Source organism: Dendronalium sp. ChiSLP03b, from assembly GCF_034531165.2.
Taxonomy (GTDB): domain Bacteria; phylum Cyanobacteriota; class Cyanobacteriia; order Cyanobacteriales; family Nostocaceae; genus Dendronalium; species Dendronalium minutum.
Window position 1 is genome coordinate 123,422 of sequence record NZ_JAVRBR020000125.1, and the last position, 15,344, is coordinate 138,765.

Genomic DNA, 15,344 nt, shown 5'->3' on the forward strand with positions numbered 1-15,344 from the left:
TTTTAAGTTATTTTATAGAGAGTTTTTATGGAATTAAACTATACATTATTTTATTAATTAAAATATTTATTTTTGCTCATCTACTTACGTATAGTAATATACTTCATAAAGTAGGATAATATTATATTAATTTGCGCTACAAAAAATCAAGTTTATTATTGTTATTTTCTTAGAAATAAAACCTCTATAACGGGTTGGGTTGACAATTTCAATTAAATCTAAGTATAATTACTGAACCTACTTTCTATAGGAATTTTGTTTGGCTTGTGTGAAATAATCACCACGCTTCAACCTTGGTTTATAGGGAGCATCCCACTTTGGAAAAAATACCTGGTGATGGGAAATCTCATGCCAGTTACTACCATACGGGTTATGCGAAGGAGTACAAGTCGGCAAAGCCGGATACTAATCTCCTGTGGAGTGAAATACTCCGAGCGAACTTTGGAGAGTGCTCGAGGTAGCGCGTTGCAGGAGGTTAACCCGTTGTAGCGTATTTTTCAGGTTTCTGATCTATTAATCTTAGTGAGGGCAGGAGTGCCAGTGGCAATTTAGCAAAGCCCAATGTGGGAACTTGCCAAAATGGGATGCACTCTGTTTGAGCAAGATTCCAGAGCAAACAACTAAATAGTTTTCAGGTTCTAAGCTAGGGCATAGAACACAATAAATTTCGTAATTAATCAAATTTTTGTCTGGCATTCTACTCAATTTGGCTCAGAAATTAGGGGTGCTATGGTTGCCAAGCAGAGAAAATCAATGGAAAAAGCCTTTGAACAAAGAATTTCAGAGGCTTTACACCAGGTAGAACGAGCTACCTCAAAACTGTTTCAGCTAGACAATATTCTTGACGAAGTTTGCCGAAACATTCGGGTGCAGGGTTTTGATTTCGCTAATATATCCTTAATTTCTCCCGAACAAAACACTATAGAGGGAGTACACGCCAGTGGTGTTGCCATGAAATGGACTACATTGGCAAAACATTACCTTGAGAAAGACCAAGCATTAAGAGATATTCAAGCAGACATAGTCCAAACTCTTCAAACTGAGATCATCTCTGGATGGGATAAACGATTTGACCGCTGGCTTTATCGTGAGTACCAACATGAAAACTTCGTTCGTGTCTTTACACCTATCGTATTAGTTCAAGATGACAATGGTAGGGTTATTAAAAATTGGTTTGAGCGCTGTGAATGGGAAAAAATTGTTCCTCAAGCCGAAGAAAATAGAGAAGGACAGCATGAAATTTTTCAAATGCGTCTGCCAGAAGATTTGCAACCGGAAAAGGGTAACACAGATGTTGTAGTAATAGGCACTGTGGAAGCTGGCTACTGCTCTATTGAAAGACGAATTGATTACCAACAATTAGTTGAACTCCTTTTATATATTGCTCGTCGGTCTTTGGATATTTGGCAAGCACAGCTGCCTCGTGTTTTAGAAACTATCGCAGAAAGAGCCAAGAAACTGCTCAATGCTGATGCCGCTACCCTCCATTTTTTATACGAATCAGATCAAGAACAAGAACAAGGTCGCTACATTTACGATGTTTTTTCTCGTGGAATCGGCAAGCAATACCTCAAGGCTTGTCCACCTCGTAATTATGGATTAGGGCGACAAGCAATTAGTGAGAAAAAGTACAAGTTTATCCCTAATTTATCTCAAGGTCATGACAGGCTAGAAATGGCAAAGTTAAACCCGAAAGCTTTTGCCGCAGGGGTTAAAGCTATGGCAGCTTTTCCATTACTGGTTGACGGCAAAGAAGGAGTTCTGTACGTTATTTTCCGGCGTAACTATTTATTCTCTGCACATAAACTGCGTTTGGTGGAACTCTTTGTAAGGCAGTGGGCTGTTGATGCTATTTTGCACACTACGAGATTCCAACAAATGCGTGATGAAGCGCGGCAAAGAGATGCGCTTCACTCAGTTACTCAGTCCCTTAGCCGTATACCTGAAGATAGTAATCTCTTGCGTCGTATTGCTTGGAATACTTTGAATGTCCTAGGGGCAGATGTCGTTACTATCTATGAATATATCCAGACCGAAAGGCAATTTATGACTCCCCCTAAGATAGCAGGGCGGATTAGGGAAGAGCAGAAGATGGATCAAGAGATTGGGGAAAATAATGTACCATTCTTGCTAATCGAGCGTGGAGAAAACTTTTATGCTATGAGGCAAGAAGAAGTACCTATATTTCAGCATTCTTCCTTTGGTCACCGAGAAAGAATCAAGTCCGCTGCTGGTGTACTACTAAAGGTAGATAAAGATATTGTCGGGGTAATGTTTATCAATTACCGTCGGCCTCACAATTTCTCGGAAGATGAGAAAAAGGTTATCGAAACTCTTGCTTCTTCAGCTGCGATCGCAATCCATAATCAAAGGTGGCTAACAGCTAGGAGTGAAATAAACCGCCAGATTATAACTACTCTAGATCACGAAAAACTACTTAACCTAATTGTGCAGCAAGCGGTAAAAATCACAGGCGCTGATGTCGGAGTTATTTCTCTATTCGATCCCGGTGAGCAAAAGCTAGCCGCAAAAGCTAAGTATCTTGTAAAGAATATAAAACTTGATTCATCTGATAGACGTGACAGTATCAGTATAGATGAAGGGATCACAGGTTGGGTGGCAAAATATCGCCAATCGGCACTGGTGAATAATGTCCAAACTGACAATCGCTATCAAGCCTATTTTGCGGACATACATTCTGAGCTATGCGTGCCACTCTTAGACAAGGATAGTAACGTATTTGGTGTGTTAAATGTGGAAAGCCGCCGGATTTCAGCATTTAACCAGATACACCAGCGGATGCTGGAAGCCTTAGCAAACCAGGCAGTTATTGGCATCCAGAACTTAGAAAACAAAAAACAACTTGTCAATATGGAAACCATCGCTACTCTGGGCGACTTGGCTGGGCCGTTAGTGCATCACATGCATAATGATATTGGCGCAATTCGCGTATTGGCAAAGAATATTTACGCTCAAGGTAATGATTACAGCAAAGAAAAAGCTTCGATGATTCTCTCTTTGGTGGAGCAAGTTCTCCAAGGAACAGATCGGATGGCAAGCTGGATAAAAGAGAACAATACTCAGCCAATCAATATCTACCAGATAGTACTTGAAGCAAAAGCTCGAATATCCATACCTCCGGAAATTACCCTAAGTATTGATATAACGGACAACTTGCCCAAAGTGTTAGGAGGCGAACAGCAATTAATAGATGTTTTTGATAACCTCATCCAAAATGCTGTAGATGTGATGCCACAAAGAGGAGAATTGTCCATAATTGGCAGAAGTGTACAGCGAATGGCAAGGTTTTGGATTGAAGTACGAGTTTGTGACACCGGAATAGGTATTGTAGCAGAGAATATGGAAAAGATTTTCCTACCTGGCTACACTACGAAAGATGAAAAAAGAGGTATGGGTTTTGGCTTGTGGTGGACAAAAACTTATGTTGAACGTTTAGGCGGATATCTGGCGGTGGAAAGCTTACCTGGTGAGGGGTCGCAATTCATTGTGCTACTGCCTGTACACAAGCCAAAAGCTTAACCATGAACTAGGTTTCAGGTAGCACAAGTGGTGGTAAGGAGTAACCAATGACAGTTTTCAAAGTTCTCCTGGTTGAGGATCATCCTTTTTGGCAAAAAATTCTTGCAGATGAGACTCATAGTGCCTTGAAAAGTATTGGACATCCAGAAGACATAATCAAGGTTGTTAAGACTTTTGATCAAGCTTATCAAGCTCTTGAGGAAAGCCGTTGGCATTTGCTAATCACTGACATTGGTCTGGGTGATTCCTCCGTATCAGCACAAAAACTAGGAACATTTCTAGTTAAACGTGCCCATGATCTAAAAATACCAGCCATTGCAGTCAGTGGAACACCTTTACTGACTCATCAAAACGTCCGTGACCTGATATTAAAATACGGAATATCCGATTTTTTTAGTAAACGTGATTTTGATAGCAACCAGTTCATCACCAAAGTCCAGGAACTTCTGCAAAAAGCAGTACAGACGAAAGAACCCAATACTATTAAAATTTTGTTTTTAGCATCTGATCCCAGTGATGGTTCTCGGTTACGCTTAGGACAGGAGTTGCGAGATATCCAACTAAGACTGCAACTAGCCAAACAGCCAGAGAAGTTTTTGCTAGAGTATCGATGGAGTGTACGTGTGGGTGATATCAGTCAGTCAATACTGGATGTTGAGCCTTATATTGTACATTTTTCTGGTCATGGTATGAACACTGGCGAGCTTTGCTTTGAAAATGAATCAGGAACAGTTCAGCCTGTCAAGCCTGATGCTCTAGCTGACTTGTTTGCACTTGTAGAAGAACAAGTCAATTGTGTAATCTTAAATGCTTGTTATTCAGAAACTCAGGCCGAAGCGATCGCTAAACATATTCCATTTGTGATTGGTATGAACCAAACAATTGGCGATCAAGCGGCGATCGCCTTTGTTGTCGGTTTTTACAAAGCGCTGAGTGCCAATCGTTCGATAGAGAAAGCTTACAAGTTTGGCTGTGCAGAGATTAAACTTCAAGGTATTGCAGAGCATTTAACTCCGATTATTTGCAAAAAACATCATTAAGCAACTATCAACTCAGAATCTTTTTCTGACGGTGCGCCATCCTGGACTAGAGAACGGGTTTCGCCGTTGCGTTGCAGAATACCACCAATCATGGCAAATGTAGCGTTTACCTTGCGGGTACGCCACTCATCCACTAATACTTGGACTTGGGTAGCAGACATCCGCCGCAACATTGCTTCGTAGAGATAAGCAGCATGACTAGTTTCATCTTGGGCAATGCTCAACATTCCTAACTTTAAGTTGCGAGATGTTGGCTCATCATTGGGTAATACATTTGCCATCCGGGTAAAGTCTTTGCTAGCATCTAACTCCAGAATATAAGTACTAGCCATAAACACATCCCAGTCGATAGCCGCAGGTTTTAGCTGTTCTTGGGCGTAACCCTCAAAGTAGGCTGCAAAGAAGGGACTGCGCTGCTGTTGCGATTTACTTGCAGATTTGGTTTGGGGTTGACTCTTAAAATCTATTACTTGTTTATTCAGCTGCTTCAAAGCGTGGGCAAAAATTTGACCGTGCCTAGTTTCATCCGAAGCATGTTTTGCTAGTTTTTGGGCTAGCCATGTATCACCCTCAGCCGCTGCGCGATCGCTAAGTGCAGATAAAAACGGAACAGAACCAGACTCTGCCAATTGAAACCCTGCGAGAACGTTAGGACGGGTTTTAGAGTCGCGGATCTGAGTGGCAAAGTAATAAGCATTGACACCCGAACCCGCTAGATGCATGAGGTAGGTCAAGAAGTTCATGTGAATATTGAAAATGGGGTATTGATTATTCCTATTGTCTATTTATTCTTATTCTCCATTCCCGCAACCATTTGTTAATATCATCCCTCAGAGGTAATTTGGTAAGGTTGGATGGAGAAATTAATTAAATATATAGTTATTTGGCTAGGTGCAGCCATCATCCTTTTGAGTTTGATGGGCTGCAATCGCTTCTTCGGTGTTTCTGGAGATTTAGTTGAGCGAGTTAGCGATGGCGATACTTTGGCAGTCAAAGATACTCAAGGTAACAAATTCACTGTGCGCTTTGCTTGTATGGATGCACCAGAAATAGCCCATTCCAATAAAGAAAGAAACAGTAGGCGTGCTAGCGATCGCAATCAATTTAGCTGGGGAGTGAAGGCGCAAGAAAGAGTGCAGCAACTGGTGCAACAAGGAGGCGATCGCGTGACATTGAATATTACAGATAGCGATCGTTATGGGCGCAAAATTGCAGAGATCCGCTTAAAAAATGGCACTTTTATACAACAGGTGTTGTTGCGGGAAGGTTTAGCAAAGGTATATCGCCCTTATTTAAATAAGTGTCCCAGTAGAGATTTAGTAGAACAAGCAGAAGCTGAGGCAAAGCAACAACGGCTGGGAGTTTGGGGTGATGCTAAGTTTACTAACCCCTGGGAGTACCGCAGTTTTAATAAAAAAAACTTATAGTTAAAGTATAGGAAAAAGCGAGCCAGGATTATGGTTCAAACAATATAAGCTAAAGACATCACCCTGCTTGATTTATACCAAGTTACGGAAATCGTAAAAGGGACTGGGGATTGGGGATTGGGGATTGGGGATTGGGTTATAAAACGAAAAATTATGGTTCAGGCTTTGACCCCTCCTAAATTTTGGGGTGTTTCCCAGTACCCAGTACCCAGTACCCAGTACTACCAGCGGCGTTCCTGAAGCAGTACGGTTTTGTACTCATTCGCCAGTACAAAAGACTCATTAATGGAGTTAAAATACTCATTCAAGAAGCTCAAACACTCATTAAAGGAGTTCAAACACTCATTCACGAGTATTAAAGACTCGTCCGCGAGTATCAAAGACTCATTCACGAGGATCACAGACTCGTCCGCGAGTATCACAGACTCGTCCGCGAGTATCAAAGACTCATTCACGAGTATCACAGACTCGTCCGCGAGTATCACAGACTCGTCCGCGAGTATCAAAGACTCGTCCGCGAGTATCAAAGCTTCATTAACAGAGTTCAAAGACTCAACCGCATAACATGTTGTTAAACAACTATTCCCAGACTCCGGCTGAGAAGAAGAAATATCGCGATCGCAGACAGAAAATTGTTGTGCTACTAAGTTTTTAACGTTCTCTCCCTAAATTTACTGAGAAAATTAACTATAATCGTTTGTAATGGTCTAATATCGTACTCAGTTATATGGAACCAATTACTGTTGGTGCGATCGCTCTTTTAACTTTAATCGGCAATAAGGTTGTCGATTGGTCAACAGAAAAGGCTTTGGATGCTGGTTTAGACAAAGCCAAGCAAGTTATTAAAGAGAAATCACCCAAAACAGCAGCAGCTTTAGAAACCGCAGCCGCACAAGCAGCCTTATCACCGGGAGAACGAGAAGATATTGGTGAAGCTGTATTAGTAGAACAGGTAAAAAAAGCAGCAGAGGCAGACCCGGAAATTAAGGAAGCTGTAGAAGCATTAGGAAATCAAGCCAGCACAGCTGTACAAGCTAACCCTGAACTAGCAAAGGCTATTGCAGAGTTAACCGCAGCTATTAAAGCGCAAAGTCCCACAACAGTAGAGAACTGGCAAGGTATAAATATCAAGGGTGGCGAGAATACTATCAGTAATCCCACCTTAAACTTTGGCAGCAAATGAGCAATGAGAAATGGGAAGGGATAAATATTAAGGGTGGTGAGACTAACATCAACAACCCAATTATCAATTTTGGGTCATCACAACAAACTTCTCCACGAAATATCCCCAACAATTTAATTTACAAAGGTGCGGTCAAGTTTGTTGGGCGAGACAATGAACTTACCAACATACATCACAAATTGCAGCAGTCGGGTAGAGTCGCAATTTCTGCGGTGGCTGGGATGGGTGGTGTCGGTAAAACAGAACTAGCAAACCAGTATGCCTTAAGACATGAAGCTGATTATCCTGGCGGTATATGCTGGCTGAATGCGAGAGAATCGGATTTAGCAGCCAGCATTGTGCAATTTTATCGGTTGTACATCGGTCAAGAAATACCAAAAGAATTAGGCGGAAAACTGCTGAACCTCCAAGAACAAGTACGCTGGTGTTGGCAGCATTGGCAACCGTCTGAGGGTTTGGTGTTGGTAGTATTAGATGATGTCACTAATTTAGAGAATCTGCAAAAGGTACAGCCGCCAGGGAACCGCTTCTGTGTACTCATCACCACCCGCTTACGCAACCTCATCCCCAATTTTGTCCAGGAAATTTCCTTAGATGTCCTCCCACAAACCAAAGCTTTAGAACTGCTGACAGCTTTTGTAGATGAAAAGCGAATACAACGAGAAGAAACAACGGCTAAAGAATTGTGTCAATGGCTGGGATATTTACCCTTGGGGTTGGAATTAGTAGGACAGTATTTAGCAGAAGATCCAGATTTATCCTTAGCAGAAATTTTGGAACGGCTGAAGGCACAACAGCTAGAGGATGAAGCACTGGAAGGGAAACAGCTAGGAGTGAAAGCCGCCTTTGAATTAAGCTGGCGAGAACTGGATGAAAAAACCCAGCTTGTGGGTGAGTTGTTGAGTTTATTTGCGCCTGATGTCATACCTTGGCAATTGGTAGAATCTACCAGTGAGTTGCTGAATTGGGTAAAGGCAGATGTAACAGAAGCTAGAAAGCAACTCTACAAACGCCATCTCATTCAAAGATTAGAAGATAAAAACGCTTGCTATCAAATTCATCCATTAATTCGGCAATTTCTCCAAGGAAAATTTGGACAAATTACCTTCCTCGCTGGTGGTGAAGAGTTAGGGGTGGAGTTTAAACAAGCTTTTGCAGAGGCGATAGTAGTAAAGGCAAAAGAAATTCCTGAAACTCCCACCCGTGAAATTATTGAGTCTGTGCAGGATACTATTCCCCATCTCCAAGAAGTAGCCCAAAATTTAATTGATGTCGTCAAAGATGAAGATTTAATTTGGGTGTTTGTTGGCTTGGGTAGATTTTATCAAGGACAGGGTTTGTATAGGTTAGCAGAACCTTGGTATGTGCAGTGTTTATCAACTGTAAATGCCCGTTTGGGAGAAGAACATCCCAATGTCGCCACCAGCCTCAACAACTTGGCTGGACTCTACGAATCCCAAGGAAATTACACCGCAGCCGAACCCTTGTTTCAGCAAGCTTTGGCAATGAGAAAACGCCTGCTGGGAGAAGAACATCCTGATGTCGCCACCAGCCTCAACAACTTGGCTAATCTCTACAAATCCCAAGGAAATTACACCGCAGCCGAACCCTTGTATCAGCAAGCTTTGGCAATGAGAAAACGCCTGCTGGGAGAAGAACATCCCTTCGTTGCCATTAGCCTCAACAACTTGGCATTACTCTACTATTCCCAAGGAAATTACACCGCAGCCGAACCCTTGTTACAGCAAGCTTTGGCAATTTTGGAGCAAAAATTAGGTGTCAATCATCCTCATACAGTTACCTGTCGTGAAAATCTGGAAATTCTTCGCTCCCGCATGAAAGATAGCAAGGATAATAACATATCACTCTTAGACGGTCTGGCGCGGAGAGTTGTGACAAAGCTGAGTGAGTGGTTTAACAGTTAACAGTTATCAGATTATTGCGGTTTTTAATTGTGGTAATACTAGCTAGTCGATTTTCCGGCGATGGGGAAAAAGGCTGATAATTTCTAACCAGGGTTAAGAAGTTTTCCGCGACTATCTTAAAAGTCCAGCGATCGCTCTTCTTCCTTCTTCTTACCTTAATCACAAAGTTACTTCTGTCGTTTAACTGGATTCATCCATATTTCTAACTTGCTAAATGCCTGTGAAGAAAGCAGCGTCAAACATAAATAAACTAACGCCACAGCTGCATAAATTTCAAAAGCGCGATAATTTTCAGCGACAATCAACTGTCCTTTGCGAAACAATTCTTCAAACCCAATCACTGCAACTAAGCTAGTATCTTTCAACAAACTAATAAACTCATTTCCTAAAGGCGGGATCATTCGCCGCATAGCTTGGGGAAAAATCACGAAGCGCATAGTTTGCACGGAACTTAAACCTAGTGACTGTGCAGCTTCCGTTTGTCCCACTTCAATAGATTGAATTCCAGCGCGGACGACTTCGGCAATATATGCAGCGCTATTCAAACTTAAAGCAACTACCGCAGCTACTAAGCGATCTAAGTTAAAACTGAAACCAAGTTGTTGAGCGATCGCAGGTAATCCAAAGTAAATCATAAAAATTTGTACTAGCAAAGGTGTTCCCCGAAAAAAATCCACATACGCCCTCGCCACCCAACGCACAACTCTAATCCGAGAAAGGCGGACAATTCCAATTAAGGAACCTCCAATCAAACCCAGCACTACAGAAAGAATTGTCAATTGTAACGTTACGAATGCACCCTGTAAGAGAGTTGGTAAAGACTGCAAAATCACACCAATTGATGTAAATATTCCTGACACACCAGCGCCAGTCTGGTTCTCAAATGGTGATTTATCTGGTAATTGTGGTGGATTAGTTTTAAACCATTTTTGGTAAATTTGGGAGTAAGTGCCATTTTTCAGCACTTTATCCAAACCATTATTGATTAATGCCAGATTGGGAGAGTTTTTAGCTGTAGCGATGCCATAAAACTCCTCTGTTAGTAGCTGCTGTACAACTTTAATGCCCTTGAGATTGCCTGTATTAATTGCATATAAAGTTACAGGCGCATCATTGATTACCGCATCCACATTACCATTGACTAATTCTTGCAGGGCTAAAGGTGCAGAATCAAAGCTGCGAATTTGCACTCCTGGGACACTCTTAGCCTTTGCCGCACCAGTTGTACCAATTTGTACCGCAATTTTTTTATTTTTAAGACTATCAAAGCCAGTAATCTCTTGATTATCTGCACGGATAGCGATCGCCAACCCTGCCTTAAAATAAGGACGCGAAAAAGAAACTGTTTTTGCGCGTTCTGCCGTAATCGTAATCGAACTAATCGCCGCATCTACAGTTTTGGCTTGCACCGCCGGGATAATGCCATCAAAAGGTATACTTTGAAAATCTGCTTTAAAGTTAGCAGCAGTGGCGATCGCATTCATCAAATCGTAAGAAAAACCCTGCAACTCACCGCCTTTGCCTTGAAACTCAAAAGGTGGAAAAGCCGGTTCCGTTGCAACCCGCAAAGTCTTACCCGCACTAGAATTTACATTACAGCCAGCCAATAAAAAACAACTCAACCCTACGACTAAAAAACAGCGCAGCCAACGAACAACAAATCCAGCCATAGCGCATCGAGTGATTTTTTTAGATAAAGGTATTGTGACAGAACAAGGCCCTGCTTACGAAATGCTGACCAATCATCAAAGCGATCGCTTGCGTATTTTCCTCAATCGCCTCAACCCTAGAGAGTTAAGAGTTATGAATTTAATATTTCTCTTAAAACTGCTAAATTTTTGACTAAAATTCAACTCAGCACTATTTAAAGATATTCACGTAAGAAATCAAAGGGATCGTGTTCCAAACACGGTTCAGGTGTTATCAACAGCAAATTGCTCTTGATATCAGATTCAATTTCATCACCGTCTTCCCTGTCAAACAGTTCTATCATAACTTTCCAGTCGCGTTCTTCCAAGGACGTAAACGATGGAGCGTACACCTGTAGATTTGTTGGATAATTCACACGCTAGGCTTGGGTTGACTGCTACAAAATATGGCGTTGCATAGTTGCGGGATGATTTAGCAACTTCTAAAATTCTCCCCCTGCTTCCCCTGCATCCCCTGCCTCCCCTGCTTACCCCAATTCATCTCACTGTTATGCAACGCCCAAAATATTAGTCTTACATGGGAGTCTTATACCAGGATTTATCAGGTAAATATCTTTATACTCCCGATCGCTATGGCTGTGTAGACTCAATTATATCGACACCAAACACCTCAGCAAAACACTTGGCAACACTAGAACGTACCTCTTGACAGGTAATACTCGGAATCCATTCGGCTAAACTGCCTACAGGTTTATCAGCGATGCCGCAGGGGACAATGCGTTCAAAGCCTGTCATATCGGGACAAACATTTAATGCAAAACCGTGCATAGTAATCCAACGGCTGACTTTAATCCCAATAGCAGCAACTTTACGCCCTTCTAACCAAACACCAGTCAAAGACGGAATGCGATCGCCTTGCAATCCGTAAACTGCCAGTACTCGAATTAATACTTCTTCAAGTTGCCGCAAGTACCAATGCAAGTCTTTACGGTAACGTTGCAGATTTAAAATCGGATACCCTACCAGTTGTCCGGGACAATGGTAAGTGACTTCGCCGCCACGTTCGATTTTGTGTACCTCAAATTGACCGTTGTCAAGGGCAAATTTGAGAAATTCTGGATTGCTTCCTTGTCCCAAAGTGTAGACAGGTGGATGCTCTAGCAAGATTAACACATCATCCAGACTGGAGTTATGGATGCGCTCAGTCAGAAGCGATCGCTGCCATTGATGAGCATCCAAGTATGGCAATAATCCTGCATTATATAACAAACAACGGTTATGAGATAGGTTATTACTACGGATCATGCCAAAAATCAACTGAGTTATTGACCAAATATATTTCAACTTACAAGAACCGAATCAACAAATGTCAAGCTATGCAAAGGATTTTAAAGGAACATCAAGGGAATCCACTTTAGAAAATACAAAATGCTAGTTTGAATATATAACCTTAATAGGTGTTGGGAGGAATTCTCTGCAATCAGCATCAGACCAAGACAAGAATAACGAATGCACTGGCTGATGATTCTAATAAATTGTTTGTGTCTCAAACAGGATAAAACTTCTCAGAAGACTTGTGTTATCTATTAACAACAAACAAATCTCCAGGAATACAGAAGGAGTAACCACTAACATTTTTGTAAACGTGGCTTTAATGAAAAAAGCAGTCAAATAAGCTATTGCTGAGACTGCCTTACTTGAGAGTTCTGTGTAGGTATGCCACTGTGTTGCAACCAGTAGGAAACCAGCGCAGAGATAAATGCAAAGTCAATCAGCGCTATGTCTCATTACAAATTAGATGCAACCAACTTAGAGAAAGCGCACCAGTATATCAAAACAGTTCACGATGTGTTTTGGCGGTAGTGATAGACCTTACCGGAACTTCTTTTCATACAAAACAAATTCACATCAAATATTGAGCGGGAGAGTTTACATGAAGCTTGTTATCCACGGCAAAAATATTGAAATTACTGAAGCAATTAGGGATTACGTACATCAAAAGATTGAAAAAGCAGTTAGTCACTTTCAGAACATCACAAATGAAGTGGATGTGCATCTAAGCGTAGCCCGCAATCCCCGAATTAATCCCAAGCAAGCGGCTGAAGTAACTATTTATGCTAATGGTAGCGTCATCCGTGCCGAGGAAAGCAGCGAAAACTTATACGCCAGCATTGATTTAGTAGCAGATAAAATAGCCCGTCAACTGCGTAAATATAAAGAAAGGCGGCAAGATCAGAAAACTCATGCCCAACCAACTAACGAAGTATTAGTTCCGCAACCAGTAGCAGTAGATTTAATAGGCGATCGCACTCCCGAACTGCCTAGCGAAGTCGTCCGCACTAAATATTTTTCCATGCCTCCTATGACTGTTGCAGAAGCTTTAGAACAACTGCAACTAGTGGGACACGACTTTTATATGTTCCGCAATTCTGAAACTGGAGAGATTAACGTAATTTACGAACGCAACCACGGCGGTTACGGTGTAATTCAACCTCGTAATGGTAACGGTCATACCAACGGCAAGAATGGCAAGTCAGCCCATACTAATGTTGTCCCGGAAAAGTTGCACTCGAATAAATAGTGACTAGGGACTGGGGACAAATCAATTAAAAATTAAAAATGTAAAATTAAAAATTTTTAATTTTTAATTCTCTAAAGGATCTGCCCAATCCCCAATCCCCTACTTAACTGCAAGCTGTTGCAACGTTTTCAGCGCTTCTTCAACGTGACCTTTAAAGTTAAACATTGAATCAAACACATATTGCACAACTCCCTGTTGGTCAATTACGTAGGTAACGCGACCGGGAAATAAACCAAAAGCTGCGGTTGCACCATATAGCTTTCGTACTTGGTCGCCCTTGTCACTCAATAGAGTAAAAGGTAGATTGTGCTTTGCAGCAAATTTTTGGTGCGATTCGCTGGAGTCACCACTGACACCAATCACTTCAGCGCCAGCACTTTTAAAAACTTCGTATTGGTCGCGAAAAGCGCAGGATTCTGCCGTACATCCGGGTGTGTCGTCCTTGGGATAAAAGTACAGGACAACCGCTTGTTTACCTCGAAAATCCTTAAGGCTTACTGTTGAGCCGTTTTGAGCAGGTAAAGTGAAATCAGGAGCAGTATCTCCAACTTTAATTGACATGGCTACTAATAAAATTCAAGATTTGATAGAAATTGAATTGGTCAACGTCAATACGTTATTCCAGAAATTTTTTGTCTACTTACATTGAAGAAGAATTCACTAGTCAGAATGGCTTTCGTGGGAGATTCAAAATCCCCACAAATTGTTTTGCAGCAAATCCCAGAATTCAATTCTGAATTCTGGCTCCTGATTCCTGAATTCTTTCTTAATAAAATTTTACCTTGTATCAGAGTATATAAATTTTGCTTGATTACTTGCATCAGGCGGGGTAGCTTAGATACTCATCAAAGATAAAATTCCGCTTATGCGCCTGACTTCACTGGATGTATTTCGTGGCATTACCATCGCTGGGATGATTCTCGTCAACATGATGGGAGTCGCAGATGATGTATATCCACCCTTCGCTCATGCTGATTGGCATGGCTGCACGCCAACTGATTTAGTATTTCCCTTCTTTCTGTTCATTGTTGGTGTAGCAATGACTTTCTCGCTGTCAAAGTACACCGAAGCTAACAAACCCACCAAGGCTGTTTATTGGCGAATTTTACGCCGCGCCGCCATTCTTTTTGCTATAGGGTTACTGTTGAATGGATTTTGGAATAAGGGTATTTGGACTTTTGACTTAAGTAGTATCCGAGTTATGGGGGTGTTGCAGCGCATCAGTCTTACATATCTGCTGGCTTCCTTGGCAGTTCTGAACCTGCCACGTAAAGGTCAATGGATACTAGCAGCAGTGTTACTCATCGGCTACTGGCTAGCGTTAATGTATGTATCAGTTCCTGGTTATGGCGCGGGAATACTGACACGGGATGGCAACTTCGGCGCTTATATTGACCGATTGATTATACCCCAAGCACATCTGTATGCAGGCGATGGTTACAAAAACCTGGGAGATCCAGAGGGACTATTCAGCACTATCCCTGCGATTGTTAGTGTCTTGGCTGGCTACTTTACAGGGCAATGGATACGCAGCCAACCAGTAAAATCGCGCACGAGTGTAGGTTTAGCATTATTTGGCATCGGCTGCTTGATTATTGGTTGGGCGTGGGGGTGGACATTCCCCATCAACAAAAAGCTGTGGACAAGTTCTTATGTTGTCTTTACTAGCGGTTGGGCGTTACTGTTGCTAGCGGCTTGCTACGAACTCATCGAAGTGCGGCTGATACGTCGCTGGAGTAGACCTTTTGAAATTATGGGCTTAAATGCGATCGCCCTTTTCGTTGCATCCGTGTTATTAATTAAAATCTTAGTCAAAACCACTATTGGCTCTGGTGAAAACGCTCCTAGCACCTACAATTGGATTTACCAGAATGTCTTCGCATCTTGGGCGGGTGCGCTAAACGGTTCACTCTTATTTGCCCTAGTCACCGTTTTATTGTGGTTAGCAGTCGGTATATTAATGTATCGTCAACGCTGGTTTCTCAAAGTCTAACCTCTG

The 15,344-nt window shown here is 41.9% G+C and carries 13 protein-coding genes; 8 read left to right on the forward strand and 5 right to left on the reverse strand.

Annotated elements, in window-relative coordinates:
- Positions 1-753: 753 nt before the first annotated feature.
- Both RMY31_RS29350 and RMY31_RS29355 read left to right on the forward strand, forming a co-directional pair.
- Entirely contained in the window at positions 754-3,540 is a 2,787-nt protein-coding gene (locus RMY31_RS29350) for a GAF domain-containing protein (protein ID WP_322656508.1), read from the forward strand.
- Positions 3,541-3,587: 47 nt separating this feature from the next.
- Entirely contained in the window at positions 3,588-4,580 is a 993-nt protein-coding gene (locus RMY31_RS29355) for a CHAT domain-containing protein (protein WP_322656509.1), read from the forward strand.
- Here RMY31_RS29355 and RMY31_RS29360 read toward each other — a convergent pair.
- Positions 4,577-5,323, reverse strand: coding sequence for a ferritin-like domain-containing protein (locus tag RMY31_RS29360; protein ID WP_322656510.1), 747 nt, complete (start codon positions 5,321-5,323; stop codon positions 4,577-4,579). The genes RMY31_RS29355 and RMY31_RS29360 overlap by 4 nt on opposite strands.
- A gap of 111 nt (positions 5,324-5,434) precedes the next feature.
- On the opposite strand from RMY31_RS29360, the gene RMY31_RS29365 reads away from it, so the two are divergent.
- The 3 genes from RMY31_RS29365 to RMY31_RS29375 all read left to right on the forward strand — a co-directional run bounded on the left by RMY31_RS29365 (position 5,435) and on the right by RMY31_RS29375 (position 9,115).
- A complete protein-coding gene (locus tag RMY31_RS29365; protein ID WP_322656511.1) occupies positions 5,435-6,007 on the forward strand; it encodes a thermonuclease family protein in 573 nt (190 codons plus the stop codon).
- Between the two features lie 727 nt (positions 6,008-6,734).
- Positions 6,735-7,190, forward strand: coding sequence for a hypothetical protein (locus RMY31_RS29370; RefSeq protein ID WP_322656513.1), 456 nt, complete (start codon positions 6,735-6,737; stop codon positions 7,188-7,190).
- Positions 7,187-9,115 (forward strand): tetratricopeptide repeat protein, encoded by a 1,929-nt coding sequence (locus tag RMY31_RS29375; protein ID WP_409878786.1) that lies wholly within the window; start codon positions 7,187-7,189, stop codon positions 9,113-9,115. The genes RMY31_RS29370 and RMY31_RS29375 overlap by 4 nt, the downstream gene beginning before the upstream one ends.
- 167 nt (positions 9,116-9,282) lie before the next feature.
- On the opposite strand, the gene RMY31_RS29380 is transcribed toward RMY31_RS29375, so the two are convergent.
- Positions 9,283-10,785 carry an ABC transporter permease subunit gene (locus tag RMY31_RS29380; protein WP_322656516.1) on the reverse strand — a complete coding sequence of 501 codons (1,503 nt, stop codon included), beginning with the start codon at positions 10,783-10,785 and terminating at the stop codon, positions 9,283-9,285.
- Between the two features lie 10 nt (positions 10,786-10,795).
- On the opposite strand from RMY31_RS29380, the gene RMY31_RS29385 reads away from it, so the two are divergent.
- Positions 10,796-10,957, forward strand: a complete 162-nt coding sequence (locus RMY31_RS29385; protein ID WP_322656517.1) for a hypothetical protein — start codon at positions 10,796-10,798, stop codon at positions 10,955-10,957.
- Between the two features lie 22 nt (positions 10,958-10,979).
- Here RMY31_RS29385 and RMY31_RS29390 read toward each other — a convergent pair whose 3' ends face one another.
- Both RMY31_RS29390 and lipB read right to left on the reverse strand, forming a co-directional pair.
- The gene (locus tag RMY31_RS29390) at positions 10,980-11,180 is read right to left on the reverse strand and encodes a hypothetical protein (RefSeq protein WP_409878788.1); all 201 of its coding nucleotides are present in this window, start codon (positions 11,178-11,180) and stop codon (positions 10,980-10,982) included.
- Positions 11,181-11,394: 214 nt separating this feature from the next.
- Complete coding sequence (lipB, locus tag RMY31_RS29395; protein WP_322656519.1) at positions 11,395-12,069, reverse strand: lipoyl(octanoyl) transferase LipB; 675 nt, start codon at positions 12,067-12,069, stop codon at positions 11,395-11,397.
- A 628-nt stretch (positions 12,070-12,697) separates the two neighbouring features.
- Between lipB and hpf the strand changes: the two genes are divergently transcribed.
- On the forward strand, positions 12,698-13,345 hold the full coding sequence (hpf, locus tag RMY31_RS29400; protein ID WP_322656520.1) for a ribosome hibernation-promoting factor, HPF/YfiA family: 648 nt from the start codon (positions 12,698-12,700) through the stop codon (positions 13,343-13,345).
- A gap of 99 nt (positions 13,346-13,444) precedes the next feature.
- Here hpf and RMY31_RS29405 read toward each other — a convergent pair whose 3' ends face one another.
- Positions 13,445-13,906 carry a peroxiredoxin gene (locus tag RMY31_RS29405; protein ID WP_322656521.1) on the reverse strand — a complete coding sequence of 154 codons (462 nt, stop codon included), beginning with the start codon at positions 13,904-13,906 and terminating at the stop codon, positions 13,445-13,447.
- 304 nt (positions 13,907-14,210) lie between these two features.
- On the opposite strand from RMY31_RS29405, the gene RMY31_RS29410 reads away from it, so the two are divergent.
- Positions 14,211-15,338, forward strand: a complete 1,128-nt coding sequence (locus RMY31_RS29410; RefSeq protein WP_322656523.1) for an acyltransferase family protein — start codon at positions 14,211-14,213, stop codon at positions 15,336-15,338.
- Positions 15,339-15,344: the final 6 nt, after the last annotated feature.

What these genes read in the sequence shown, in the direction of transcription:
- RMY31_RS29360 (WP_322656510.1), bottom strand. Translation starts at nt 5,323, where the DNA reads ATGAACTTCTTGACCTACCTCATGCATCTAGCGGGTTCGGGTGTCAAT.
- RMY31_RS29375 (WP_409878786.1), top strand. Translation starts at nt 7,187, where the DNA reads ATGAGCAATGAGAAATGGGAAGGGATAAATATTAAGGGTGGTGAGACT.
- lipB (WP_322656519.1), bottom strand. Translation starts at nt 12,069, where the DNA reads ATGATCCGTAGTAATAACCTATCTCATAACCGTTGTTTGTTATATAAT.
- RMY31_RS29350 (WP_322656508.1), top strand. Translation starts at nt 754, where the DNA reads ATGGAAAAAGCCTTTGAACAAAGAATTTCAGAGGCTTTACACCAGGTA.
- RMY31_RS29410 (WP_322656523.1), top strand. Translation starts at nt 14,211, where the DNA reads ATGCGCCTGACTTCACTGGATGTATTTCGTGGCATTACCATCGCTGGG.
- RMY31_RS29365 (WP_322656511.1), top strand. Translation starts at nt 5,435, where the DNA reads ATGGAGAAATTAATTAAATATATAGTTATTTGGCTAGGTGCAGCCATC.
- hpf (WP_322656520.1), top strand. Translation starts at nt 12,698, where the DNA reads ATGAAGCTTGTTATCCACGGCAAAAATATTGAAATTACTGAAGCAATT.
- RMY31_RS29355 (WP_322656509.1), top strand. Translation starts at nt 3,588, where the DNA reads ATGACAGTTTTCAAAGTTCTCCTGGTTGAGGATCATCCTTTTTGGCAA.
- RMY31_RS29370 (WP_322656513.1), top strand. Translation starts at nt 6,735, where the DNA reads ATGGAACCAATTACTGTTGGTGCGATCGCTCTTTTAACTTTAATCGGC.
- RMY31_RS29380 (WP_322656516.1), bottom strand. Translation starts at nt 10,785, where the DNA reads ATGGCTGGATTTGTTGTTCGTTGGCTGCGCTGTTTTTTAGTCGTAGGG.
- RMY31_RS29405 (WP_322656521.1), bottom strand. Translation starts at nt 13,906, where the DNA reads ATGTCAATTAAAGTTGGAGATACTGCTCCTGATTTCACTTTACCTGCT.